The organism is Sphingomonas agri (assembly GCF_038148795.1).
Classification (GTDB): domain Bacteria; phylum Pseudomonadota; class Alphaproteobacteria; order Sphingomonadales; family Sphingomonadaceae; genus Sphingomicrobium; species Sphingomicrobium agri.
This window is the reverse complement of sequence record NZ_JBAPEU010000002.1, coordinates 211,601-235,018: the sequence shown is the minus strand read 5'-3', so window position 1 is coordinate 235,018 and position 23,418 is coordinate 211,601. Positions and strand designations below refer to the sequence as shown.

Below are 23,418 nucleotides of genomic sequence, written 5' to 3'. Positions count from 1 at the left end.
ACCGCGCGCGGTCCACTAACTCGGCCGCAATCTTCCAGCATTCATTCGAAGGAATATCGCGACCCCATGGCCGCCCAATATGCATTTGTGATGAAGGACATGACCAAGTCCTTCCCCGGCGCCCAGAAGCCGGTGCTCAGCCACATCAACCTGCAATTCTATCACGGCGCGAAGATCGGGATTGTCGGTCCGAACGGCGCCGGCAAATCGACGTTGATGAAAATCATGGCCGGTATCGACAGGGACTTCCAGGGCGAAGCCTGGCCCGGTGAGAACATCACCGTCGGCTATCTGCCCCAGGAACCGCAGCTCGATCCCAGCAAGAACGTGCTCGAGAACGTCAAGGACGGCGCCCGGGACGTCGCCGACATGGTGGACCGTTTCAATGCGATCTCCGCCGAGATGGGTGACCCCAAGGACGATACCGATTTTGATGCGCTGATGGAGGAGATGGGCGATCTCCAGGCGAAGATCGATGCAGTCGAGGGCTGGACGCTCGACAACCAGCTCGAGGTTGCGATGGAGGCTTTGCGCTGTCCGCCTCCAGACTGGGAGGTCGGCAGTCTTTCAGGCGGCGAGAAGCGCCGAATCGCGCTCACTCGCCTGCTCATCCAGAAACCTTCGATCCTCCTCCTCGACGAGCCGACCAACCATCTCGACGCCGAGAGCGTCCAGTGGCTCGAGAACCATCTGAAGGAATATCCGGGCGCGGTGCTGATGATCACCCACGACCGGTACTTCCTCGACAATGTGGTCAGCTGGATCCTCGAGCTCGATCGGGGCAAGTATTTTCCCTACGAGGGCAATTACTCGACCTACCTCGAGAAGAAGGCCAAGCGCCTCGACCAGGAAGAGCGCGAGGAATCGGGCCGTCAGAAGGCAATCCGCGACGAGCTCGCGTGGATCCGCCAGGGGGCGAAGGCACGGCAGACCAAGTCCAAGGCGCGTATCGCCAAGTTCGAGCAACTGGTTGCAGCGCAGGAAAACCGGACTCCCGGCAAGGCGGAAATCCTTATCCAGGTTCCCGAACGCCTGGGCGGCAAGGTCATCGAGGCAAACAATCTCACCAAAGCCTATGGCGACAAGTTGCTGTTCGAGAATCTGTCTTTCACACTGCCGCCCGGCGGCATCGTGGGCGTCATCGGGCCCAACGGCGCCGGCAAGTCGACCTTGTTCAAGATTATCACCGGTCAGGAAAAGCCGGATTCCGGAACGATCGACATCGGTCACACGGTGCACTTGGGATATGTCGACCAGAGCCGCGACCACCTCGATAATTCGAAGAACGTCTGGGAGGAAATTTCGGACGGGCTCGACTACATGAAGGTCAATGGCCACGACCAGTCGACCCGCGCCTACGTGGGTGCGTTCAACTTCAAGGGCCAGGACCAGCAGAAGAACGTCGGCAAGCTTTCAGGCGGCGAGCGCAACCGGGTGAACATCGCCAAGATGCTCAAACGCGGCGGAAACGTGCTGCTCCTCGACGAGCCGACCAACGACCTCGACGTCGAGACGCTCGGTGCCCTCGAGGAGGCGATCGAGAATTTCGCCGGGTGCGCAGTGATTATCAGCCACGACCGGTTCTTCCTCGATCGCCTGGCGACGCACATCCTGGCCTTTGAAGGCGATAGCCGTGTCGAGTGGTTCGAGGGCAATTTCGAAGCCTATGAAGAAGACAAGGTCCGTCGTCTGGGCGAGGAAGCCACGCGTCCGCACCGGATGAGCTATCGTAAACTGACGAGGTAAGCCTCGCCCTTATGGAACTGCTGCTGCGCCGGTTGCTTCGTGCAAAGGACCGCATGGACGGGGCCTCGCACGAGGAATGGCCGGTGCAGCGCCTGGCCGCGGTCAGTGGTGTGTCCGCGGCGCATTTCGCAAGGTCTTTCAAGGAGGCCTTCGGAATCCCTCCGCACCGCTACCTACTGGCACGGCGGATCGAGCGTGCGAGGGCGCTGCTTCGGGATACCAATCTTCCGATCACCGAGATTGCATTCCGGACCGGCTGGAACAGCCTTGGCACCTTCGGGCGCATTTTCCGTGAGATTACGGGCGAAAGCCCAAGCCAACTTCGTGCGAAAGAGCGGGCCGCCGGCCATGCTTTGGAGCAGGTACCGCACTGTTTCGTCAGTGCTGCACAAAGACCCGATCTCATCATAGCAGTTTCGGAGAAGCGACGCCGTCGGGGGAAGGATAATGCGACGGCACCCCAACCAACGGAGGTCCCATGTCGCAAGGTGTCGGAGTAGTCGGTCTGTACGTTCACGATCAGGATCAAGCCCTCGATTTCTACGTCGGGAAGCTGGGCTTCAAGGTTCACACGGACGCACGGAATGGCGATTATCGCTGGCTGACGGTGCAACATCCCGAGCAGCCTTCATTTCAGCTCGGCCTGTTCAAGCCGCAGCCGCCAACGGTCGATGAAGCGACGGCGCAGACGCTCGATGCAATCGTCGCGAAGGGCGCGATGCCACCTCTCGTCCTGGTCGTCGATTCTTGCGAGGCGGCATACGAGGAGATGCGCGAGCGCGGCGTGGAATTCACCCAGGAGCCGGTCGAGCGATATGGAAGTGTCGATGCGAGTTTCCGCGATCCGTCCGGCAACGGCTGGAAACTGATCGAGGCTCGTCAATGACGTGCGCCGAACATTTTCGGGTGGAAGCGCCGATAAGAAGGAGCGATTTCATGGACGGTGACGGCTCGAGCGCGGTCGATGCGAAGATCCGGTCTCTCGACGACTGGCGTGGCGCGATGCTCGCCAAGCTGCGCGGGCTGATCAAGGAAGCGGACCCGGACGTGCTCGAGGAGGTGAAGTGGCGAAAGGCCTCCAACCCGCTGGGGGTGCCGACCTGGTCGCATTCGGGAATCATATGCACGGGCGAAACCTACAAGGACAAGGTGAAGCTGACTTTCGCGAGGGGCGCAGCGCTCAACGATGCGCACGGGCTGTTCAACTCCAGCCTTGAAGGCGGTGTGCGGCGTGCAATCGATTTCGCCCAGGGTGCCAAGATCGACGAAGAAGCGATCAAGGGGCTCATCAGGGAAGCCATTGCTGCAAACCTCGCGGCCAAGTCCCACGGGCCCTGAATGGGTTTGCGCCTTCTTTTAGGACCACGGTGCATTGTCTGCGGTCTCGATGATATCGGCCGGAAGAAATGATTAGGCTGAGGGCTCCTCTGAAGGTCTGGACCTTCGCTGACGGCATCTCTCATTTCATGAGCATTCCCGAGGAGCTTTCCGGGGAAATCAGAGCTCACGCATTGTTCGTTCGAAGAGGCTTTGGCTCGGTGAGGGTCGAGGCGAGGATTGACGACTTCACGTGGAGGACTTCGGTGTTCCCGTCCAAGAGCAGCGGTGGCTATTTTCTACCGGTGAAGATCGAGGTGCTACGCAGGACCGGCATCGCCGCCGGCGACGAAGTCGAGGTGAGCCTCGAGCTCTTGTAACGGAACCATCGCGACAGGCGTCCTGTTAACGGCATCGTGCAGCAGGGCATCGCGGACCTCTTGAACGCGGGCCAGAACGCGGCTGCGCAGGTCTCCGGCCCGGCCGGGCATGGGTTGCGGCTTTTCGGAGTGACGCTCACCGGAGCCACAACCGAAAACGGGCACAAGTTCGTTCTTACAATCGCCTTCATCGCAATTGCCCCGGCGGTCGCCTGGGCTTCGAGCAAATCCTCAAGCTGTTCATCGGCACCCGGAAGGGCCCGCGCTTCCAGGGACCAGATCGCCCGCGACATTGTCCACGGCTCTGAACAGCACGGAATGGCGATTGGCGCTCCCCGGCAACAGCTGTCGCGTCATCCACGACCGCTCAATGAGCCTCAGGTGCGCTTGTGGGTCAGCCCGTCGGCTATCTTCTCATATCCCGACGCCATGTCTCCCAGCACCTTGCTCGTTGCCCGGTCGTAGGTTGCGTCGGCAAGCCGCCGGCAGCGCTCGGCCTGCTCGTGAAGCAACCCGCTTTGCTCGTCCGTCACATCTACGAGCATGTTGAGCGCGCCGATGAATTTGCCGCTGCCGTCGAAAAGCGGGGTCGGATAGGGCCTGAACGCAAGGCGCGTTCCGTCAGGCCGCTCGGCAATGGCGATGACGTCGCGCACAGGCTGTCTCGTCCTGATCGCCTGCGCCATCGGGCATTCATCGCTGCTGAGCGGCTCGCCGCTGGTCGTGAACAATCGCAGGGTCACACACCATCGATCCTGTCCGACAACGGGCTCCCGGCCCGCAAATTCGACGCACGCGTGATTCCAGTAGGTAACGAGGCCGTCGCTGTCCGTAGTGTAGACGGGGACCGGAATCTCATCGATCTTAAATCGGCACTTGGGTCCGCCGGCGACCGCGCTAACGGCCGTGTCGAGGAAATATTCGGGGTCCTGCCGAGACAGCATGGTTTCGCGAGTCGATTCTAACGTGGGTTAGACAGCTCAACCGGTCACCGGCGGTGCCGTTCCCCCTCCTACTGCAAAAAGCTAACTGCCTGTGTCGGCGGGACAACAGTCTCCGACTCGGTACGCCTGCGAAATTTCTGTGGATGAAGGATCCACAGGGCTCTCGCGTCAGCGAAGTCGCTTGACGAGGAGTCGTCCTTCATCGCCGGTCTTCACTTCGAAGTTCGGCACCGCCTTGATGAGGTCGGAAAGACGGGTGAAACCATAGTTTCGCGCTGCAAAGCTCGAAACGGCCTTGGTTCGCTGCCCGAGTTCGGAAAGGGAAGTATAGCCGTCCTCATCGCGCTTCGAGGCCTTGTAGGCCGAGCCCAGTACTTGCAGCAGTTCCGGGTCGACGGGCCTCTGGCCCTTGGCAATCACGGGCTGTTCGAGCTGCTCCGCGTCCTCGAGAGCAAGGGCGCCGACGTCAAAGAACCGAGTGCAGGCCTGCTGAAAGGAATGAGGGGTCTTGGCGGTCCCGAACCCATAGACCTGAAGGCCGTCCTCGCGGATGCGCTGGGCAAGCGGCAGGAAATCGCTGTCCGAGGACATGATGCCGAAATGGTCGACGTTGCCGCGGTAGAGCAGATCCATCGCGTCTATTGTCATTCGCATGTCGGTCGAGCTCTTCCCTTTGACGACGTCAAACTGCTGCATCGGCACGATGGAATGGGTGCCGGTGAGATTGCCCCAGCCCTTGAGGCTCGCCTTGGCCCAGTTTCCGTAGGCGCGGCGGATGTTGATCGTGCCAAGTTCGCCAAGGACGAGCAGCACGTCGTCGAGGTGTTCGGGCGACGCATTATCCGCGTCAATCAGAAGGGCAATGTTGGCTTCCTGCTCCGGTGATCGCTCGCGCATTTCGATTCCCTTTTTTGTGATCGTCTCTAGCGCTGCGGCGCGGAATGGCCACAGGCCGGCGCTCAGTCTGTTTCAAGCTGAACCACGGATGATCGGAGCCGGAACGAAATGCCGGTTGGCGCGCTTGTGGCGTGCGACAGGGGGCGAGTTGAGAAGGGATAAGACAATGAAAAACCTTGGTCTTGCTGTAGCCCTCGCCGCCAGTGTTGCGGTGGCCGGCTGCTCGACCTACCCCAACGGGTATGGCTATGATCCATATTACGGCGGCTCTTATAATAATCCCTATTATGGCAACGGCTATTACGGGAATCGAAGCACGGGTGCGAACGTAGCCACGGGCGCCGCCGTGGGCGCCGCCACTGGCGCCGTCGCCGGCGCGATCATTCCGGGTGTAAGCGTCGGCCAGGGCGCCATCGCTGGTGCAATTCTCGGCGGCGTCCTGGGCGCCACCGTCAACGGCCACCAATATTATCGCGACACCCGCGGCTACTGCTATTACGTCGACCAGTACGGCCAGCCGCATTACAGCTACGATATTCGTTGCTAGTTCAATAGCTTGATGAACGAATTGCTAGGCGGGGCGGAAGTCACCTTCTGCCTCGTCGAGCACATAGAGACGGCCCTCGGATATTGAAAAGTGCGCGCCGTGCAGCTTCAGCTCGCCCGCCCGCTCGCGCTCGGCAATCCAGGGAAAAGTCCGCAAATTGGCAAGACTGACCTTCACGGCCTCGCGTTCCATGTCGAGAAAGGCTTCGCGATCGAGTTGGCTGTGACGAGCGCGGACGATGTCCCGCGCTTCGCTTAGCATTCTCACCCAGTCGGCAATGAAATGGCCTTCGCCAGGTTCGGTCTCGTCGAACTTGCCGGTAAGAGCGGCCGAGCAGCCTCCGCACAGCCCGTGGCCCATGACGAGGATCTCTCCCACCTTGAGCTGGGTGACCGCGAATTCGAGCGCTGCTGAGACGCCATGGTAGCCGCTTGATGTTTCATAGGGCGGCGCGAGCGCGGCGATGTTGCGGGCGACGAAGATCTCGCCGGGCCGGGCATCGAAGATTTGAGCGGGGTCTACTCGGCTGTCGGCGCAGGACAGGATCATGACCTGGGGGCTTTGGCCTTCCGCCAGTTCGGACCAGCGTTCATGCTGGTGGACCCAGTCCGTCTCGCGGAAGCGTCTGTAACCTTCGATGAGCTGCGTAAGATAGGGCATCAGCCTGCGCTAACCGCAGCAGGCCGGGGGTGGCAAGCTTCACTGCCAGTCGCTATCTGCGCCGCATGAACGCTCCCGCCGCAGTTCCGCCCAGACAGCGAAAACCCGACTGGATCCGCGTCAAGGCGCCGGTCAGCGAAGGCTATCATGCCACGCGAAGGTTGATGCGCGATCTCAACCTTGCGACCGTTTGCGAGGAAGCGGCGTGCCCCAACATCGGCGAGTGCTGGACCAAGAAGCACGCGACGGTGATGATCCTCGGCGACACGTGCACCCGGGCCTGCGCATTCTGCAACGTGAAGACCGGTATGCCACGAGCGGTTGATCCACTCGAACCCGAACATGTCGCGACGGCGGCGGCAGAGCTGGGCCTCGAGCATATCGTCATCACGTCAGTGGACCGGGACGACCTGCCGGACGGCGGCGCGCGACAATTCGTGAAGGTGATCGAGGCGCTGAGAAAACGCACGCCCTCGACGACAATCGAAATCCTGACGCCTGACTTTCGCAACAAGAGCGAGGAGGCGGTCGAGGAGATCGTTGCAGCCGGGCCCGACGTCTACAATCACAATCTCGAGACCGTTCCGCGGCTCTATCCGACCATCCGTCCGGGCGCGCGCTATTATGCCTCGCTGCGGCTGCTCGAGAGCGTGAAGCGCAAGGCGCCGCACATCTTCACCAAGTCAGGAGTAATGGTCGGCCTTGGCGAGCAGCGGCTGGAGGTCCACCAGGTCATGGACGACATGCGCTCGGCGGGCGTCGATTTTCTCACCATGGGCCAGTATCTCCAGCCGACCCCCCGTCACGCCGCGGTCGAGGAATTTGTGACCCCTAAGGCATTCGAGGCCTATGCCGCGATTGCGCGCGCCAAGGGTTTCCTCCTGGTTGCGGCCTCGCCGCTGACGCGGTCGAGCTATCATGCCGGCGACGACTTCAAGAAGATGCAGGCCGCACGGCTTGCACAGCTGGAGCGTTCGAACGGCTGATGCCGCGCCACAGCGAGACGAAGCATCTTCCTTATACACCCGAGCAATTGTTCGACCTCGTTGCGGACGTTGCCCGATACGACGAGTTCCTGCCCTGGGTCGTGGCAGTACGCATCAGATCATCCAGCGAAACGGAGACGGTCGCGGATCTTGTGGTTGGCTTCAATGCCTTCAAGGAGCGCTTCACAAGCCGCGTCGTCAAGGAACGTCCGAGCCGGATCTGCGTCGATTATGTCGAAGGTCCCCTCAAGTATCTGCACAACGAGTGGAAATTCGACCGCGCCGCCGACGGCGGAACCGACGTCGGGTTCTCGGTCGATTTTGCGTTCAAGTCGCGCTTGTTCGAAACGCTTGCAGGAGCGATGTTCGATCGGGCCCTGCGGCGCATGACCGGTGCGTTCGAGCAACGCGCAGCGGCGCTCTACGGTATTAACAGGTCAAGCGCGCAAAGCGCCGCCTGAAGGCGCACGCCCGAACGGGTCTTTTCATCGAAGAATTTCTGATCGGCAACGATCTTGGCAGGGTCTGCGCCGCGCTCGGCGCGCGCAAAAACGACAGTGCCAACGGGCTTCTGCGGTGTCCCGCCGCCAGGACCAGCGATGCCCGTGATTGCGACCGCGACGTCCGCATCCGAGGCGGCAAGAGCGCCCCTCGCCATTGCCCAGGCGGTTGCAACGCTCACTGCTCCGAATGTATCTACGACCTCCTCCGAGACATGCAGCTCGTGGATTTTCGCGGCATTCGAATAAGTTACGTAGCCTGCCTCGAACATTTCAGATGACCCCGGAATCTCCGTCAGGGCGGCGCTGACGAGGCCGCCGGTGCAACTTTCGGCAATTGTCACCCTGCGGCCGGCGGCGCGGTTCGCCTCGACGACCTCTCGCGCCTTGTCGACGAGCTCCTTGGGAAGAAGTGAATCCGTCATTCGAATCCCATGCGGATGGTTGCAACGGCCTGAGCTGCAATCCCCTCGCGGCGGCCGGCGAAACCGAGGCCTTCGGTCGTGGTTGCCTTCACGCTCACCTGATCAACGCTCAAGTTTGCGATTTCGGCAATTTTCGCACGCATTTTGCCGCGATGAGGCCCGACTTTGGGCTCCTCGGCGACAATTGTACAATCGATGTGGTCGATGAAGGCGCCCCTAGCGCGAACCAGCTCGGCGGCGTGCGCGAGAAACAAAGAGGATGCAGCGCCCTTCCATTTCGCGTCCGAGGGCGGAAAATGTTCGCCGATGTCGCCGAGACCCGCAGCGCCCAGCAGCGCATCGGTAATCGCGTGGAGGACCACATCGGCATCACTGTGCCCGGCAAGGCCGCGGCCATGCGGCACTTCGATTCCCCCGAGCATCAGTGGGCCATCGCCCGCAAAAGCGTGAACGTCGAAGCCTATTCCGGTACGCGGCCGCAGCCGCCCGGCTAGCCATTGCTCGGCCCGCTCGAAGTCGCTGGGGAGTGTCAGCTTGTCCAGTGTTGGATCGCCTTCCACGGCTGCGACCTTCATTCCCGCAGCACGGACGACTGTAGTCTCATCGGTGGGAGAGGGGCCAATCCATTGTGCATAGGCCGATCGGAGGTCTGACAGCCGGAAGGCCTGCGGAGTCTGAACGCGCACCATGGCCGTTCGGTCGACTGCATCACCGAGGCCCTCGCAAATCTTTGCCAGCGTATCGCCGACCGGCAGGACGGGCGCTGCACCTTCGAAGAATTCCAGACTGGCGAGGAGCCGGTCGATGACGCTCATCGGACAGAAGGGGCGGGCAGCGTCATGAACCAGCACGGCGTCGCCCGTTACTTGCTCAAGGCCCTTTCGGACGGAGTCGGCGCGCTCGGCTCCGCCGACAATGAATGTTCCGACATCGAGACCTTCAAGAGCCGCCGAAGCCGCCTTTTCCTGACCCGGGCCGATGACGACGCGGGTCGACTGGACGGACGGATGACCGATCAGCGATTCCACTGCCCAGCGCAGGACGGCTTTTCCGCCCAGCACGCGAAACTGCTTGGGAACGCTGCCGCCCATGCGTGAGCCGCTGCCGGCGGCAACAATGAGAGCGGTGGTGGTCACGGCGGGCGCGTCTAGGGCTGCTTGCCTTGTCCGCCAAGGGCTTGTCCACTATCTCCCGCCGACCCCGAGGGAAAATGACGAGCAAGCTAAAGCCCATCTCGATCGGTCCGATCAGGATCGACGCGCCGGTGATTCTGGCGCCGATGACGGCTGTCACCGACTTGCCGTTCCGGCGGGTCGTGAAGCGCTACGGAGCGGGGCTTACCGTCAGCGAGATGATTGCAAGCCAGGCCATGGTCCGCGAGACGCGGCAGTCGATCCAGAAGGCGATGTGGGATCCGTCGGAAGAGCCCGTCTCGATGCAGCTGGCGGGATGCGAGCCCGAGGTGATGGCAGATGCGGCGAGACTGAACGAGCAGCGCGGCGCTGCGATCATCGACATCAACATGGGCTGCCCGGTCAAGAAGGTGGTCAACGGCGAGGCCGGATCTGCACTGATGCGCGATCTTCCGCTGGCTGCAAGGCTGATCGAGGCCACCGTCAAGGCCGTAAAGGTGCCGGTCACCCTCAAGACGCGGATGGGCTGGAACCACGAAAACCTGAACGCCCCGGAGCTTGCTCGCATCGCCGAGGATCTTGGGGTGCAGATGATCACCATTCACGGGCGGACCCGCTGCCAGATGTACAAGGGCGAGGCGGACTGGTCATTCGTGCGCAAGGTGAAGGAAGCCGTATCCGTCCCGGTGATCGTGAACGGCGATATCTGTTCCATCGACGACGCCCGGGAGGCACTGCGCCAGTCCGGGGCGGACGGCGTGATGGTCGGTCGCGGGGCCTACGGCCGCCCCTGGCTCGTCGCGCAGATCATGTCGGAGCTCTCGGGCGGTGGTCACCACCCGGATCCCAGCCTCGACGAGCAGCTCGAGACGATGCTCCGGCAATATGACGAGATGCTGTCGCTCTACGGCACCCAGACCGGCGTCAACCTCGCTCGCAAGCATATCGGCTGGTACACCAAGGGGCTTCCGGGCTCGGCAGAGCTGCGCAACTGCGTCAACCAGCAGGATGACCCGGCCGTAGTGACACGCATGTTGCAGGAATTCTATGCACCGTGGCTGCGCCGCTCGGCAGCCTGACCCGGTTGGTTCGAAACTGATTGTGTTTTTTATGCAACGGCCGTGCTAGGGCCGCTGGCAGATGGATGCGCGTGCGGCCGACTCGCCGGTGATTTCAGAGCAAGAAAGCTGGCTCCAGAGGGAGCGCGCGAGCGGACGCTTCTACGACCGCCTCGCCTGGGTGATTGCGGTCTTTCTCCTTGGAATGATCGGCCTCAGCATCTGGCTCCTCCGGCGCGGTGCCGAGCCAGGGACCCTGCTTTCCCCGCCGCTCATCGCACTGCTCCTGATTGCCAACCTCCTTCCCGCGATTGCGCTCATGGTTCTTTATTCGCGGCGGATCGCAGTCCGCCGCGCGGAGGAAGGGGGACTTGGCAGCGGCCGTCTCCACATCCGGCTCGTCGCGCTGTTTTCGGCGCTCGCCGCGGTTCCGACGGTGCTGGTGGCGATTTTCGCCTCGCTTCTGTTCCAGAGCGGACTTGAATTCTGGTTTTCGAACCGGGCGCGTACGATGCTCGAGAATACAGTGCAGGTCGCACGCGCAAGCTACGAGCGCGAGGTCGAACGGGTCGAGAACGAGACTGTCACTGCAAGCGCGGACCTGGCCGATTACCTGCGGGCAACGACCATCGATGATCCGCGTTTCGCGGAGGCCTTTGCCCGCAACCAGGTCCTGAACCGCAATCTCTCCGAAGCGATCATCTTCACTTATGGCCCCGACAGGCAGATCCGGACGCTTGCACTCGTCAATCCTTATGACCGGACGCTCGACAAGGTCATCACGCCGGCGAGCATTTCGGAGCTTGCAAAGCATCCGGTCGTGCCGCTCAATTCACCCGACCGCGTGGGAGCCCTCACGAGGCTCCAATATGGGCCCGATGCGTATCTCTACGCGGCGAGGGTGTTCGATCCCCAATTCCAGCAACAGATCCGGAGGGCCAACGGGGTCCTTCGGGACTATCACTTGCTGCAGCAGCGTTCGCGCATCAACCAGCTCCGCTTCAACGCCGCACTGCTGCTTGGCGCGCTGATCATCGTCGGCCTGTCGATCCTTACGGCCCTCCGCCTTGCCGATCGGCTCGTTCGGCCGGTTGGCGAGCTTGTGACGGCGGCAGGCCGTATCGAGGCAGGTGACTTTTCCGTCCGCGTTCCCGTCACGAAGTCGGAAGACGAGGTGCAGACGCTCACCAGCGCCTTCAACCGCATGGCGGGCCGGCTCGAAGAGCAGACGAGCGCGCTCAGAGCTGCAAACACCCAGCTCGATACGCGCCGGGCCTTCATCGAGGCGGTCTTGTCGAGCGTTACTGCAGGCGTGATTGCAGTCGACGGGGCCTCACACATCCGTCTCCTGAACCGCTCGGCCGAAACCCTCCTGCAAAAAGGCGAGGAGGAGATCGAGGGCAGGGACCTGCGCTCGGTCTCACCCGAACTCGACGAGTTCATGCGCGGCGATCAATCCGAGGCGAATGTCCTCATTTCAGACGACGGCGGACAGCGCACGCTCGCGGTGAAGCGCGTTCGCTACCAGGACGGCTCGGTCCTGACCTTCGACGACATCACAGATCAGCTCTTCGACCAGCGGCGCGCCGCCTGGTCCGACATCGCCCGCCGTATCGCCCACGAGATCAAGAACCCGCTTACCCCGATCCAGCTTGCCGCGGAGAGGTTGCAGCGGCGTTTCGCGGAGCAGATTTCTTCCGACAAGGAAACGTTCGAGCGGCTGACTGCGACGATCGTGCGGCAGGTCGGTGACTTAAGGCGCATGGTCGACGAATTCTCGAACTTTGCGCGCATGCCAAAGCCGCTTTTCCGGGACGAGGACGTCCACGAGATCGCAAGGCAGGCGGTCTTTCTCCAGGAGGTCGCACATCCCGGCATCGGCTTTACACTCGAGCCGGCAACCGGCGAGTTTCGCATGGTCTGCGACCGCCGCCAGCTCGCGCAGGCTCTCACAAATGTCGTCAAGAATGCCGTCGAAGCAATTGAAGGACGGAAGAATCGCGGAGAGCATAGTATTGCCGGCGACCGCGTCGATGTCCGCCTTCGCCGCGACGGAGGGAATTTCGTCGTCGATGTCCTCGACACCGGCGTCGGGCTTCCGGAGGATCGCGAGCGATTGACCGAGCCATATATGACGACCCGGGTGAGGGGGACTGGCCTGGGGCTCGCGATCGTCAAGAAGATCGTTGAGGAGCATATGGGGGAGATTGCCTTCCTCGACCGTCCGGGGGGCGGCACGCACGTTCGTATTTCCTTCGACACAGAAAAGCTCGCAGGGCTGGATGCGCATGCAGCGCAGCCCGCCGGCAGTGACAATGATGAGGATGCCTGATGGCTCTTGAAGTCCTGGTAGTCGACGACGAAGCGGACATTCGCGACCTCGTCAGCGGAGTGCTCGAGGACGAAGGCTATGCAGTGCGCACTGCCGCCGACAGCACGCAGACACTCGACGCGATCGAGGAACGGCGGCCCTCGATGGTCCTGCTCGACGTATGGCTGCACGGTTCCAAGCTCGATGGCCTCCAGCTCCTGCAGGAGATCAAGCGTCGCGATTCGACGCTTCCGGTTCTCGTGATCTCCGGACACGGCAATCTCGACACTGCCGTTGCTGCCGTGCGTGAAGGCGCCGTCGACTTCATCGAAAAGCCGTTCGAGGCAGAGCGCCTGATCTACCTGGTGGACCGGGCGACCGAGACCGATCGCCTGCGCCGTGAGAACGAGACGCTTCGACTTCAGGTTGGACAGGAGGACCAGCTGCACGGCAGCTCGGTCGCGATCAACACGGTCCGTGCAACGCTGAAACGGGTCGCCCCGACGGGCAGCCGGGTGCTGATCTCCGGTCCCCCGGGGGTCGGCAAGGAAATTGCCGCCCGGATGATCCACCACTGGAGTCCCCGCGCGCGGGCGCCTTTCATTGTGCTGTCAGCGGCAATGATGAGCCCCGAGCGCGTCGAGGAAGAGCTTTTCGGCAGCGAGTCTGAAGGGGCGGTGCGTCCTGGGCTACTTGAACACGCTCACGGGGGCACGCTGTTCCTGGACGAGATTGCCGACATGCCGCAGACGACGCAGGCCAAGATCCTGCGCGTGCTTACCGATCAAAGCTATACGCGCGTCGGCGGGCAGCGACCGATCAAGGTCGACGTGCGGGTGCTTTCAGCAACGTCCCGCAACTTGCAGGAGGAGATTTCTGCGGGGCGGTTCCGCGAGGACCTCTTCTATCGGCTGAATGTCGTTCCGGTGAAACTGCCGCCGCTTCGCGAGCGCCGGGAGGACATTCCCGAACTTGTCAGTCACTTTCTCGCGCGGTTCGCTGCGGAGCGCCGGATGCCCGCGCCCGGAATATCGGAGGAGGCAATGGCCGCGCTGCAGGCGCACGATTGGCCGGGTAATGTGCGGCAGCTGAGGAACATCATCGAGCGGACCCTGATCCTTGCGCCGGGAGACCGGGCACAGTGCATCGAGGTGGACCTTCTGCCCCCCGAGATCCTCGACAACCAGACCCCGATGGGCGGGGCGAGCACCACCATGGCGATCATGGGCAGTCCCCTGCGCGAGGCTCGCGAATCCTTCGAACGTGAGTATCTCAAGATCCAGATCAGGCGTTTTTCCGGCAACATCTCGCGTACCGCATCGTTCATCGGCATGGAGCGCTCCGCGTTGCACAGAAAGTTGAAGGCCCTCGGAATTGGCGACAAGCGGGAGGGCGAGGAACCATAAGGAGGGCGCTAATGGCGGCACGTTCGCTCAGCCTGCAGGATCATTTCCTCAACAGCGTCAGACGCGCCAAGCTCCCGGTAACGATCTTCCTGGTGAAGGGAGTGAAGCTCCAGGGGGTAGTCACCTGGTTCGACGCCTTTTCGCTGCTGCTTCGTCGGGAAGGCACCTCGCAGCTCGTCTACAAGCATTCCATTTCGACGATCATGCCCGCCGAGTCTCCCTCGGGATTCGTTCCGACATCGGCCGTTGTCGAGGGCCCAAAGGCGACGCTGCAGGACGTATTCCTTGCTGCTGCTGCCCGTGAGAACGAGCGGATGACCCTCTTCCTCGTCAACGGCGTAATGCTTCAGGGATGCGTGATCGGATTTGACCAGTTCAGCCTGGTGCTGGAGCGCACCGGACAGGTGCAGCTCGTCTACAAGCACGCCATTTCAACGCTTCAGCCGGCGCGGCCGCTCAATCTCGGGAACGAACAGGGTTCCGAAACTGCAGCCGAGGAGACACCTCCTGAATAGTTTCGACGGCAACGGCGCGATCGAAGTCGCACGCGGGGAACGGGCGGTAATTGCTGTTCCCGAGTTGCCGAGGGAAGCTTCGCGGCGATCGGCAGACGCTCGTCTCGAGGAAGCCGAAGGCCTTGCCGGCGCGATCGGAATCGACGTCGTCGCGGCTCGTCCCTTTCGGGTGAGGGCGCCGCGGCCGGCAACATTGCTTGGCAAGGGGCAGGTCGAGGAGATCGCCGAACAGGCAAAGGAGCAAGGGGCGGGGCTCCTGATCGTGGACGCCGCCCTGACCCCGATCCAGCAGAAGAACCTCGAGGAAGAGGTCGGCACCAAAGTGATCGACCGGACGGGACTTATCCTCGAGATTTTCGGAGAGCGTGCCGCCACCGCCGAGGGCCGGCTGCAGGTCGAGCTTGCGCATCTCGATTATCAGGCGGGCCGCCTCGTCCGAAGCTGGACCCACCTTGAACGCCAGCGCGGCGGTTTCGGCTTCCTTGGCGGTCCTGGCGAGACGCAGATCGAGGCCGACAGGCGGCTGATCCGGGACCGCATGGCCAAGATCCGGCGCGAACTTGAGCAGGTGAAGCGAACGCGTGCTCTTCATCGCGGCCGACGACAGCGGGCTCCCTGGCCGGTAGTTGCGCTTGTCGGCTATACGAACGCAGGAAAGTCTACGCTTTTCAATCGGCTAACAGGCGAAGCCGTGTTTGCGGAGAACCTGCTGTTCGCGACGCTCGATCCGACCATGCGGGACATTAGGCTTCCTGGCTTCGACAAGGTGATCCTGTCGGACACGGTCGGTTTCGTGTCCGATCTACCCACCGAGCTGATCGCGGCCTTTCGAGCTACGCTCGAGGAAGTGCGTGAAGCGGATCTCCTGGTTCACGTCCGCAACATGGCGCATCCCGACCGCGAAGCGCAGAAGGAAGATGTCGAAGATGTCCTCGCCTCGCTCGGCCTTGCGGAAGAGGGGGCTCCGGTCCGCATCGAGGCATGGAACAAGGTCGACCTCGTTGGCGGGGAAGAACGTCAGCGGCTCTACGAGGAAGCCAGGCGCCGCGACGACGTCGTGCCGATCTCGGCTGTAACCGGGGAGGGCCTCGAGAACTTGCGCGAGCTTATGGCGAAGCGTCTCCGGCACGGCGAGGAGGTTCACCGCATCCGCCTTCCGGCAAGCGCGGGCGAACGGATCGCCTGGCTGCATTCGCGCGGCGAAGTGCTCGACCAGAAACTCGACCGGGACGAGCTTGAACTGTCAGTGAGGCTGTCGCCCGACAACTGGGCACGGTTTCAGGCGCTGGAATCTGCCTGAGCCTTCTTGGCGCGCACCCACAGCGCTTCCTTGTCCTCGAGCGACATGTCGCCGAACCCGGGTTCCTGCTCGATGGAGCGGAACCGCCTTTCGAACTTGCGATTGGCTTCGCGAAGAGCCGCTTCAGGCTCGACGTTGAGATGGCGTGCGAGGTTCACGACGGCAAAGAGAAGGTCGCCGAGCTCGTCGAGCTTGCGGTCGTGATCGGTCTCGGTCTCGAGCTCTGCAAGCTCCTCGTCGATCTTGCTGCGCGGACCGGAAGCGTCCGGCCAGTCAAATCCGACGCGGGCTGCCCGGCGCTGCAGCTTCGCGGCGCGTTCGAGCGCGGGCAATGCGAGGGCAACGCCTGCAAGAGCGCTCTTGTCCGGGCTTGCTGAGCGTTCCTGGGCCTTGATCATCTCCCAGAGATGATGGCCGCCATGCCCGGCATCGCCGAAGATGTGGGGGTGGCGGCGCTCCATCTTGCTGCAGATGCGATCGAGCACGTCCTCGAGTGTGAACAGGCCGGCTTCCTCGGCCATCTGAGCGTGGAACACGACCTGCAGCTGGAGGTCGCCGAGCTCGTCGGCCAGCGCGTCCATTTCCTTGCGCGCGATGGCATCGGCGACCTCATAGGCTTCCTCGATCGTATAGGGAGCGATCGTGTCGAACGTCTGGACGGTGTCCCATTCGCAGCCGCTTGCCGGGTCACGCAGCCTGCGCATGATTGCCCTGAGGCGCTCAAGCGGCACGGGGGGCGTTCCGCGGCTTCATATCAATAAGTATGATAATATGCATTATGTAAAGTTCACTCATAGATCAGGATACTAGAACGAGCCATCGTCCCTCGACGCCCCACCGGCTCAAGGACGACAAATAGTTCATTCCAAGAACGTTCAGATCGTCGTTGTCCGCGATCTCCAGGCCGACGTTCCTGCGCGTGATACCCCCGATGGTCAGCTCATCTGCACGGCCGCTCGCAACACGGACGATCCCGTTGCCGGTGCGGACATAGAGATCTCGGCCCTGGGACACAGGCACGCCCGCACGAAGCGCAGTTTTCCGGTCGATGGTCGTCGTCGTCGCGCCGCTATCGACGAGGAACTTGACGTCACTTCCATTAAGCTTTGCCTGGACCCAGAAATGCCCGTCGATCGCCATCGGGATGCGCGTCTCACGACCTTGGCTGACCGGCGTACCTACGGCTTCCGCTCTGAGCCGCTGCGCGACCCAGCCCAGATTGTCACGGAATGTGAACAGCACGAATCCGGCCGCGAAAATCGCGATCCAGGCCAGCGCCGCCGTGAACAGCTTTGCGGCGGGTTCCCGGCGCGTCATCAGCGCTCCCAGCACGAGCATCGCTGCCATCAGCAGATAGACGCCGCCGAGCATGAGATTGTTGGTCATGAGACGAACTCGAGCCCATCGTAAGCCGGTGCCGCCCAATCAGGCAGCTCGGCAACCAATGTACGATAATCAAGGCTATTGCCCATGTGCACCAGGTATAGCTGGCTCACACCGAGATCTCTTGCGGCGCCAAGCACACCGTCAAGGTGCATGTGGGTAGGATGAGGTTCGCGGGTGAGACAGTCCGCGATCCAGACGTCCACGCCATCGTAAAGAGTCATCATGTCATCAGTTAAACCACTGAAATCTATCGCATAAGCGACTGAGAACCCGTTCTCGTCGAACCGCAGTCCAAGTGACAAGGGGCCGCCGTGGGGCTGGTCCACAAACCTTGTCCGGCATTGGCCAAAGCTCAGTTCCGCGCCGAGCTCGCGCGCCTCGACGATCGGCCTGTAGAGATCCGATTGCTCGAACGCGTAGGCGAAGCGCAGCTCCAGCTCGTCGAGTACGTTGCGCCGTGCATGGAGCGGCACCGGGCCGCCGATCGCCTGGGATACGGGCCGAAGCTCATCGATGCCGTGGCAATGATCTCCATGGGCGTGGGTCACGACGACGCCTTCGAGATGCCCGACGTGGGCTGACAGGAGTTGCTGGCGCAGATCAGGCCCGCAGTCGACAAGGATGTGCTTGCCTGCGCTTTCGACCATGATCGAAGTCCGCAGGCGGGCATTGCGCGGCTCGGCCGGATCGCATTGGCCCCACTGGTTTCCGATCTTGGGCACGCCGGTCGACGTACCGCAGCCGAGAATCCGGACCTTCACGCGGCCTTTTTGAACAGATTGAAGAAATTTGCCGTCGTCGCCTCGGCGAAACCCTCGGGCGTCTCGCCCCTTAGTTCTGCAACGAAGTTCGCCGTATCGGCGACAAACGCAGGCTCACACTTCTGACCCCGATGCGGAACGGGCGCGAGGAAGGGCGAATCCGTTTCGACGAGAATCTGATCTGCCGGCAGCCACTTTGCAGTCGCCTGCAGATCCTGGGCATTCTTGAAGGTCACGATGCCTGAAAGCGAGACATAGAAGCCAAGATCCAGCCCCTTTCTTGCAAGCTGTGCCGAGCCCGTGAAGCAGTGGAGGACGCCGTTTACGCCCCCTTCCCTCACTGCAGCGGACAAGATGTCGGCAGTGTCGTCCTCGGCTTCGCGAGTATGCACCACGAGCGGCAGGCCCGTTTGCCGCGCCGCATCGATATGCGCTTCGAAGCGGCTCCGCTGTGCGGCGCGGTCGGACTTGTCGTAGAAATAATCGAGGCCGCACTCGCCAATCGCGATCACGCGCGGATGCGCTGCGGCCTCGACGAGCACAGCAGCGCCAAGATCAGGATGATTGTCGGCTTCGTGCGGATGAACGCCGACGCTTGCCCAGACATCGGTTTCTTGCTCGGCAAGGCCGACGATGTCGTTCCACTCGCGCTGCCGGGTCGAGATGTTCAAGAAACCGGCAACGCCGCGTTCACGGGCATTCCGGAGCACTTCGGCCTGACGCTCGACCAGCCCTTCGTAGTTCAAGTGACAGTGGCTATCGATCAGCCTCATGCCGCGGCTTCTTCGTCTTCGGGCAGTTCGAGACGCGGAAATATCGGGCTCGGCGGCGAAAGCCTGAAACCGCTGCGGGCGAGATCAACGTACCATGAGCTATCGTCCAGGGCTGCTGCATCCCTCGCGCCTTGCGGGATGCCCATCGAGTCCAGCAGCCTGTCTGCAGACGCAGGAACGATGGGGCGGATGGCGATCGCGAGGTCTCGAATGCACAGGAAAAGCGTCGCAAGGACGGCGTTCATGCGCTCCGGGTCGGTCTTGCGAAGCGCCCAGGGTGCCATCCGATCGACATATTGATTGCACCGGAACACGGCGAGAAGCCACGCCTCGATCCCTTGCGAGAAGGCAAACTTGCCGAACTCCCGGGGCACCTGTGTCCTTGCCGCGTCAAATACCGAGCTCGTCAATTCAAGGTCATCTTCGCTTTGATCGACAACCGGAAGAACGCCGTCTAAATTCTTGGCAATCATCGACAACGTCCGCTGGGCAAGGTTGCCGAAGCTGTTTGCGAGCTCGGCATTCGCGCGGTTGACGATCGCCTCGGCGCTGTAACTGCCATCCTGTCCGAAGGTGACTTCGCGAAGCAGGAAATAGCGCAGGGTATCCACGCCGAAGCGGTCCGCCAGAATCATCGGGTCGACGACGTTTCCGACGCTCTTCGACATCTTCTCGCCGCGGCTCAGGAGAAAGCCGTGACCGTAGACCTCTTTTGGAAGTTCGATGCCGGCGGACATGAGGAACGCAGGCCAGTAGACTGCGTGAAAGCGCACCACGTCCTTGCCGATGAGGTGAACATCGGCGGGCCAGTAGCGGCGCCACAGCTCGGTGTCGTCGGGATAGCCAAGGCCCGTGATGTAATTGGTCAGTGCATCGAGCCAGACGTACATCACGTGATTGTCGCCGCCAGGCACCGGTACGCCCCAGTCGAAGCTCGTCCGGGAAATGCTGAGGTCCTTAAGACCGCTTTCGACGAAACGGACGACCTCGTTGCGACGGCTTTCCGGACGGATGAAGTCCGGATTGGCCGCATAATGATCGAGCAGGCGCTGCTGGTAGTTGGAAAGCCGGAAGAACCAGCTTTCCTCGACTGTCCATTCGACCGGTGTCCCCTGCGGCGAGAGCTTCGAACCATCGTCGCTGCTGACCAGCTCGTCAGGCTCGTAATAGGCCTCGTCGCGAACCGAGTACCAACCCTCGTACCGACCGAGGTAAAGATCACCCCTCTCCTCCATCGCCTTCCAGATCGCCTGGCTCGCACGATAGTGGTCCGGTCGCGATGTCCGGATGAAAAGGTCATAGGAAACATTAAGCGTGTCGCACATGTCCTGGAAAAGACGTGACATCTTGTCCGCCAGAGCTCGCGGCTCAATGCCCTGGTCGCGGGCTGCCTGCGCCATCTTCAGGCCATGCTCGTCGGTGCCGGTCTGGAAACGGACGTCGCGGCCCTGGCTGCGCTGGAACCGCGCGATCGCGTCAGCGGCAATGGCCTCGTAGGCGTGGCCGATATGGGGCGGACCGTTTGGGTAGCTGATCGCCGTCGTTATGTAGAAAGGTTCAGACATGCTCTGCACCCGCACCTAGCGGCGCGTGCCTAGCGCTTCAAGGAAGCGGGTTCGGCAACCTCGGCGAGGATTCCGCCGAGCTGGAATATCGTCGCCGCGGGATCGAGCGACAGCCGCGGCGCGATCACCGCAAGTTCGCGTGCTCTTGCATATGCATCAAGCGCCCGTTCGAGCGATCCGCCCCGCAGCCTCCGGGCCTCGCGGGCGATGAGCGAGGGCGCAAGATCGAGGAAGGCGGCGTAGCGATCCCCGGCGGCTTTCTTGCCCAGCTCCGATGCAAGCTCGGACCGCCTGGCGTTGGTGGGGTCGCCCTGCCTCAGAATTGCAATCGCCGCATCTTCAAGCTTGGCGAGGCCCAGTTCGGCAAAAGCGAGCGCTCGTTCTGCGGAGCCAAACGACATGGCGACGATGCGCTCGCGTTCCGCATTGCCGACGTCCGGCGCGTGCCTCTCAAGAATTGACGTCATGGCGTCGTCCGAGAGCCTCTCGAACTCGAGACGGCGGCAGCGCGAGCGAATGGTGGGAAGCAGTCGTCCAGGTGCATGGCTCACGAGAAAGAACAAGGTGTTGGGTGGCGGCTCCTCGAGGATCTTCAGCAGCGCGTTGGCACCCGATGTCTCGAGGTCGTCAACCGTATCGATGACCGCGACGCGCCACGGCGAGAGCGCCGGAGTCAGCGTCAGGAACTCTCCCAGCTCGCGGACCTGTTCGACGCTGATGTTGCGAGCGAGGTTTCCTGTCTTCTCGTTTACGAGCCGCTCGAGCCAACGCATGTCGGGATGGCTGCCGGCGCTGACGAGCTTCACGATGCGATGTTCGTCGTCCGTCTCAAGGGAAGGAAGATCGAACGGCGGTCCAGCCGCTTCCGCGAGGATCCGTCGCGCCGCAGCCTTTGCAAAACTGGCTTTGCCGACCCCCTTTGGTCCTGCAAGAAGCCATGCGTGGTGGAGCTTTCGCGTCCCCCAGGCGCTCGCAAGCTGTTCGACGGCCCTGTCCTGCCCGACGATCATGCCAGCAGGTCCTCGATCTCTTCGAGCAGGCGCTTCGTCACCTGTTCATGCGATCCAGAGGCATCCACCAGCCTCACCCGCTGGGGCTCCTCGGCCGCGATGATCTGGAAGGCTGCCTCGACCTTGCGGTGATATTCGTCCGGGCGGCTTCCGATCCGGTCGCCGTGCTCGCCGTCCCGAGCCCGGGCGCGGTCGGTGCCGCGGTCGAGCTCAAGTACGAGAGTGCGGTCAGGGAAATCCTCGCCGATGCCAAAGCCGTTGATTGCGCGCACTGCCTCGATCCCCAGACCGCCCGCGCCGCCCTGATAAGCGAGCGAGCTGTCGACGAAGCGGTCGCAGAGCACCCACTGACCCCGCTCGAGCGCCGGACGAATGGTCTTGGCCATGTGATCCGCGCGCGCAGCAGCAAACAGCAGCGCTTCCGCCCTTGCTCCCCATCGCTCTTCGTTGCCCCCCAGCAGGAGTTCGCGAATGCGCTCGGCGCCCTCGCTTCCGCCCGGTTCTCGGGTGATGAGGACGTCAAGACCACGATCGCGCAGTACCCGTGCGAGCGCTTTCACTTGAGTCGACTTTCCGACCCCCTCTCCTCCCTCGAGGCTGATGAAGCGTCCGCGGGCGCTCACGCCATCCCGAACAGCGACTTGAGACCGAGCCAGATGCGTCCGAAGAATCCCGCCCGGCCGACGTCCTCTCCGGCGACCAGCGGGACGATCTGCGGCGGGGTGTCGCCGGTGCTGACGACGAGCTGCGCCACTTCCTGGCCTTTCTGTATCGGGGCGACCAGCGGCCCCTCATAGCGAACCCTCATCTGGACCGCTTCGCCCGAGAGGCCTGCCGGCACGGTTACTGCAAGGTTTCTCGGAGCAACGAGGGGAACTTCGCTCAAACTTCCGAGCTGCACCTTGGCGACGCCCACCTTCGCGCCCTGCTGGAATAAGGGCTTCGCCTGCCAGGCATTGAAACCCCATTCGATCAGCCGGGTGGATTCCTGCACGCGGGCATTCCAGCTCGGAAGCCCTGCCAGAACCTCGATCAGGCGGCGGCCGTTCTGCTCGGCCGAGCCGGTAAAGCCGTAGCCTGCTTCGTCGGTATGACCGGTCTTGAGACCATCCGCACCAGCCACGTGGCCGAGGATCGGGTTGCGGTTCTGCTGGGTGATGTCCTGGTTGGACCCGAGCGTCTTTCCCCAAGTGAAACTGGGGAGCGAATAGAATTCCTTGTACAGCTTGTAATGGTGCTCGATCTCCCAGCGAGCGAGGGTCGCAAGGTCGCGGGCGCTCACATACGTAACGCCATTGTCGGGCCAGCCGTTCGCCGTGCCGAAATGGCTGTTCGTGAGGCCGATGCGCTTGCCAAGCGCATTCATCTGGTCGGTGAACGCCTGCTCGGTTCCCGCGATGCACTCGGCAAGCACCACCGAGGCGTCATTGCCCGACAATGTGACGATGCCCTTCAGGAGGTTTTCGACGCTGACCTGCTCGTTGGGTGACAGGAACATGGTCGAACCCGCCTGGGGTCCGTGCCACTTCTGCCAGGTCTCGGGCCGCACCGTGCACATCTTGTTGAGCGGAAGCTGGCCCTTGTCGATCAGCTCGAAGGCGACATCTGTCGTCATCATCTTTGCCATCGAGGCTGGCGGCATGCGCACGTCGGCATTCTTCGCGTAGAGCGTCGCTCCCGAAGAGAGGTCGATGAGATAGGCGACCTTGGCCGGCGTATCGAATTGGGGGGCTGCTGCTGGCGCAGCGCTGGCGAGAAGGACGGACGCGGCGGTGATGAGGAGGACGGAGCGCGACAT

26 protein-coding genes are annotated in these 23,418 nt (G+C 62.3%); 13 read left to right on the top strand and 13 right to left on the bottom strand.

The features are described 5' to 3' along the window. Positions 1-66: 66 nt before the first annotated feature. From ettA to V8192_RS07935, 5 genes are all read left to right on the top strand, one after another. Positions 67-1,746, top strand: a complete 1,680-nt coding sequence (gene ettA / locus V8192_RS07955) for an energy-dependent translational throttle protein EttA (RefSeq protein WP_341632546.1) — start codon at positions 67-69, stop codon at positions 1,744-1,746. An 11-nt stretch (positions 1,747-1,757) separates the two neighbouring features. Next, complete coding sequence (locus V8192_RS07950; protein WP_341632545.1) at positions 1,758-2,246, top strand: helix-turn-helix transcriptional regulator; 489 nt, start codon at positions 1,758-1,760, stop codon at positions 2,244-2,246. Further along, on the top strand, positions 2,225-2,632 hold the full coding sequence (locus V8192_RS07945) for a VOC family protein (protein WP_341632544.1): 408 nt from the start codon (positions 2,225-2,227) through the stop codon (positions 2,630-2,632). Before V8192_RS07950 ends, V8192_RS07945 begins: the two co-directional genes overlap by 22 nt. Before the next feature lie 50 nt (positions 2,633-2,682). After that, entirely contained in the window at positions 2,683-3,084 is a 402-nt protein-coding gene (locus V8192_RS07940; protein ID WP_341632543.1) for a DUF1801 domain-containing protein, read from the top strand. A gap of 68 nt (positions 3,085-3,152) precedes the next feature. Beyond that, positions 3,153-3,443 carry a DUF1905 domain-containing protein gene (locus V8192_RS07935; RefSeq protein WP_341632542.1) on the top strand — a complete coding sequence of 97 codons (291 nt, stop codon included), beginning with the start codon at positions 3,153-3,155 and terminating at the stop codon, positions 3,441-3,443. A 377-nt stretch (positions 3,444-3,820) separates the two neighbouring features. On the opposite strand, the gene V8192_RS07930 is transcribed toward V8192_RS07935, so the two are convergent. Together V8192_RS07930 and V8192_RS07925 are read right to left on the bottom strand one after the other, a co-directional pair. Beyond that, positions 3,821-4,387 (bottom strand): PAS domain-containing protein, encoded by a 567-nt coding sequence (locus V8192_RS07930; protein ID WP_341632541.1) that lies wholly within the window; start codon positions 4,385-4,387, stop codon positions 3,821-3,823. Between the two features lie 168 nt (positions 4,388-4,555). Beyond that, positions 4,556-5,284 carry an NYN domain-containing protein gene (locus V8192_RS07925; RefSeq protein WP_341632540.1) on the bottom strand — a complete coding sequence of 243 codons (729 nt, stop codon included), beginning with the start codon at positions 5,282-5,284 and terminating at the stop codon, positions 4,556-4,558. 166 nt (positions 5,285-5,450) lie between these two features. On the opposite strand from V8192_RS07925, the gene V8192_RS07920 reads away from it, so the two are divergent. Beyond that, entirely contained in the window at positions 5,451-5,831 is a 381-nt protein-coding gene (locus tag V8192_RS07920; RefSeq protein ID WP_341632539.1) for a hypothetical protein, read from the top strand. A 24-nt stretch (positions 5,832-5,855) separates the two neighbouring features. Here the strand turns inward: V8192_RS07920 and V8192_RS07915 are convergent, their stop codons facing one another. Beyond that, positions 5,856-6,491 (bottom strand): carbonic anhydrase, encoded by a 636-nt coding sequence (locus V8192_RS07915; protein WP_341632538.1) that lies wholly within the window; start codon positions 6,489-6,491, stop codon positions 5,856-5,858. Between the two features lie 65 nt (positions 6,492-6,556). Here V8192_RS07915 and lipA point away from each other — a divergent pair, with 65 nt between their 5' ends. Beyond that, complete coding sequence (gene lipA, locus V8192_RS07910) at positions 6,557-7,477, top strand: lipoyl synthase (RefSeq protein WP_341632537.1); 921 nt, start codon at positions 6,557-6,559, stop codon at positions 7,475-7,477. Then, positions 7,477-7,938, top strand: a complete 462-nt coding sequence (locus V8192_RS07905; RefSeq protein ID WP_341632536.1) for a type II toxin-antitoxin system RatA family toxin — start codon at positions 7,477-7,479, stop codon at positions 7,936-7,938. The genes lipA and V8192_RS07905 overlap by 1 nt, the downstream gene beginning before the upstream one ends. Here V8192_RS07905 and V8192_RS07900 read toward each other — a convergent pair. Both V8192_RS07900 and V8192_RS07895 read right to left on the bottom strand, forming a co-directional pair. Beyond that, positions 7,899-8,402 carry a CinA family protein gene (locus V8192_RS07900; protein ID WP_341632535.1) on the bottom strand — a complete coding sequence of 168 codons (504 nt, stop codon included), beginning with the start codon at positions 8,400-8,402 and terminating at the stop codon, positions 7,899-7,901. The two genes, V8192_RS07905 and V8192_RS07900, sit on opposite strands and share 40 nt — an antisense overlap. Next, complete coding sequence (locus V8192_RS07895) at positions 8,399-9,538, bottom strand: bifunctional 2-C-methyl-D-erythritol 4-phosphate cytidylyltransferase/2-C-methyl-D-erythritol 2,4-cyclodiphosphate synthase (RefSeq protein WP_341632534.1); 1,140 nt, start codon at positions 9,536-9,538, stop codon at positions 8,399-8,401. Before V8192_RS07895 ends, V8192_RS07900 begins: the two co-directional genes overlap by 4 nt. A gap of 74 nt (positions 9,539-9,612) precedes the next feature. On the opposite strand from V8192_RS07895, the gene dusB reads away from it, so the two are divergent. The 5 genes from dusB to hflX all read left to right on the top strand — a co-directional run bounded on the left by dusB (position 9,613) and on the right by hflX (position 16,125). Beyond that, positions 9,613-10,614 carry a tRNA dihydrouridine synthase DusB gene (gene dusB, locus V8192_RS07890; RefSeq protein ID WP_341632533.1) on the top strand — a complete coding sequence of 334 codons (1,002 nt, stop codon included), beginning with the start codon at positions 9,613-9,615 and terminating at the stop codon, positions 10,612-10,614. Positions 10,615-10,675: 61 nt separating this feature from the next. Continuing rightward, the gene (locus tag V8192_RS07885; RefSeq protein ID WP_341632532.1) at positions 10,676-12,925 is read left to right on the top strand and encodes a sensor histidine kinase; all 2,250 of its coding nucleotides are present in this window, start codon (positions 10,676-10,678) and stop codon (positions 12,923-12,925) included. After that, positions 12,925-14,310 (top strand): nitrogen assimilation response regulator NtrX, encoded by a 1,386-nt coding sequence (gene ntrX / locus V8192_RS07880; RefSeq protein WP_341632531.1) that lies wholly within the window; start codon positions 12,925-12,927, stop codon positions 14,308-14,310. Before V8192_RS07885 ends, ntrX begins: the two co-directional genes overlap by 1 nt. An 11-nt stretch (positions 14,311-14,321) precedes the next feature. Next, positions 14,322-14,825, top strand: coding sequence for an RNA chaperone Hfq (hfq, locus tag V8192_RS07875; RefSeq protein ID WP_341632530.1), 504 nt, complete (start codon positions 14,322-14,324; stop codon positions 14,823-14,825). Then, on the top strand, positions 14,818-16,125 hold the full coding sequence (hflX, locus tag V8192_RS07870) for a GTPase HflX (protein WP_341633310.1): 1,308 nt from the start codon (positions 14,818-14,820) through the stop codon (positions 16,123-16,125). The genes hfq and hflX overlap by 8 nt, the downstream gene beginning before the upstream one ends. On the opposite strand, the gene mazG is transcribed toward hflX, so the two are convergent. The 8 genes from mazG to V8192_RS07830 form a co-directional block, all read right to left on the bottom strand. Next, positions 16,104-16,856 (bottom strand): nucleoside triphosphate pyrophosphohydrolase, encoded by a 753-nt coding sequence (gene mazG / locus V8192_RS07865; protein WP_341632529.1) that lies wholly within the window; start codon positions 16,854-16,856, stop codon positions 16,104-16,106. The two genes, hflX and mazG, sit on opposite strands and share 22 nt — an antisense overlap. A gap of 67 nt (positions 16,857-16,923) precedes the next feature. Continuing rightward, positions 16,924-17,511, bottom strand: a complete 588-nt coding sequence (locus tag V8192_RS07860) for a retropepsin-like aspartic protease family protein (protein WP_341632528.1) — start codon at positions 17,509-17,511, stop codon at positions 16,924-16,926. Next, complete coding sequence (locus V8192_RS07855) at positions 17,508-18,272, bottom strand: MBL fold metallo-hydrolase (protein ID WP_341632527.1); 765 nt, start codon at positions 18,270-18,272, stop codon at positions 17,508-17,510. Before V8192_RS07855 ends, V8192_RS07860 begins: the two co-directional genes overlap by 4 nt. After that, complete coding sequence (locus V8192_RS07850; protein ID WP_341632526.1) at positions 18,269-19,045, bottom strand: TatD family hydrolase; 777 nt, start codon at positions 19,043-19,045, stop codon at positions 18,269-18,271. Before V8192_RS07850 ends, V8192_RS07855 begins: the two co-directional genes overlap by 4 nt. Continuing rightward, positions 19,042-20,610, bottom strand: coding sequence for a methionine--tRNA ligase (gene metG, locus V8192_RS07845; protein WP_341632525.1), 1,569 nt, complete (start codon positions 20,608-20,610; stop codon positions 19,042-19,044). Before metG ends, V8192_RS07850 begins: the two co-directional genes overlap by 4 nt. A 29-nt stretch (positions 20,611-20,639) precedes the next feature. Continuing rightward, positions 20,640-21,620 carry a DNA polymerase III subunit delta' gene (locus V8192_RS07840; protein ID WP_341632524.1) on the bottom strand — a complete coding sequence of 327 codons (981 nt, stop codon included), beginning with the start codon at positions 21,618-21,620 and terminating at the stop codon, positions 20,640-20,642. After that, entirely contained in the window at positions 21,617-22,243 is a 627-nt protein-coding gene (gene tmk / locus V8192_RS07835) for a dTMP kinase (RefSeq protein ID WP_341632523.1), read from the bottom strand. The genes V8192_RS07840 and tmk overlap by 4 nt, the downstream gene beginning before the upstream one ends. Beyond that, complete coding sequence (locus V8192_RS07830; RefSeq protein ID WP_341632522.1) at positions 22,240-23,418, bottom strand: D-alanyl-D-alanine carboxypeptidase family protein; 1,179 nt, start codon at positions 23,416-23,418, stop codon at positions 22,240-22,242. The genes tmk and V8192_RS07830 overlap by 4 nt, the downstream gene beginning before the upstream one ends.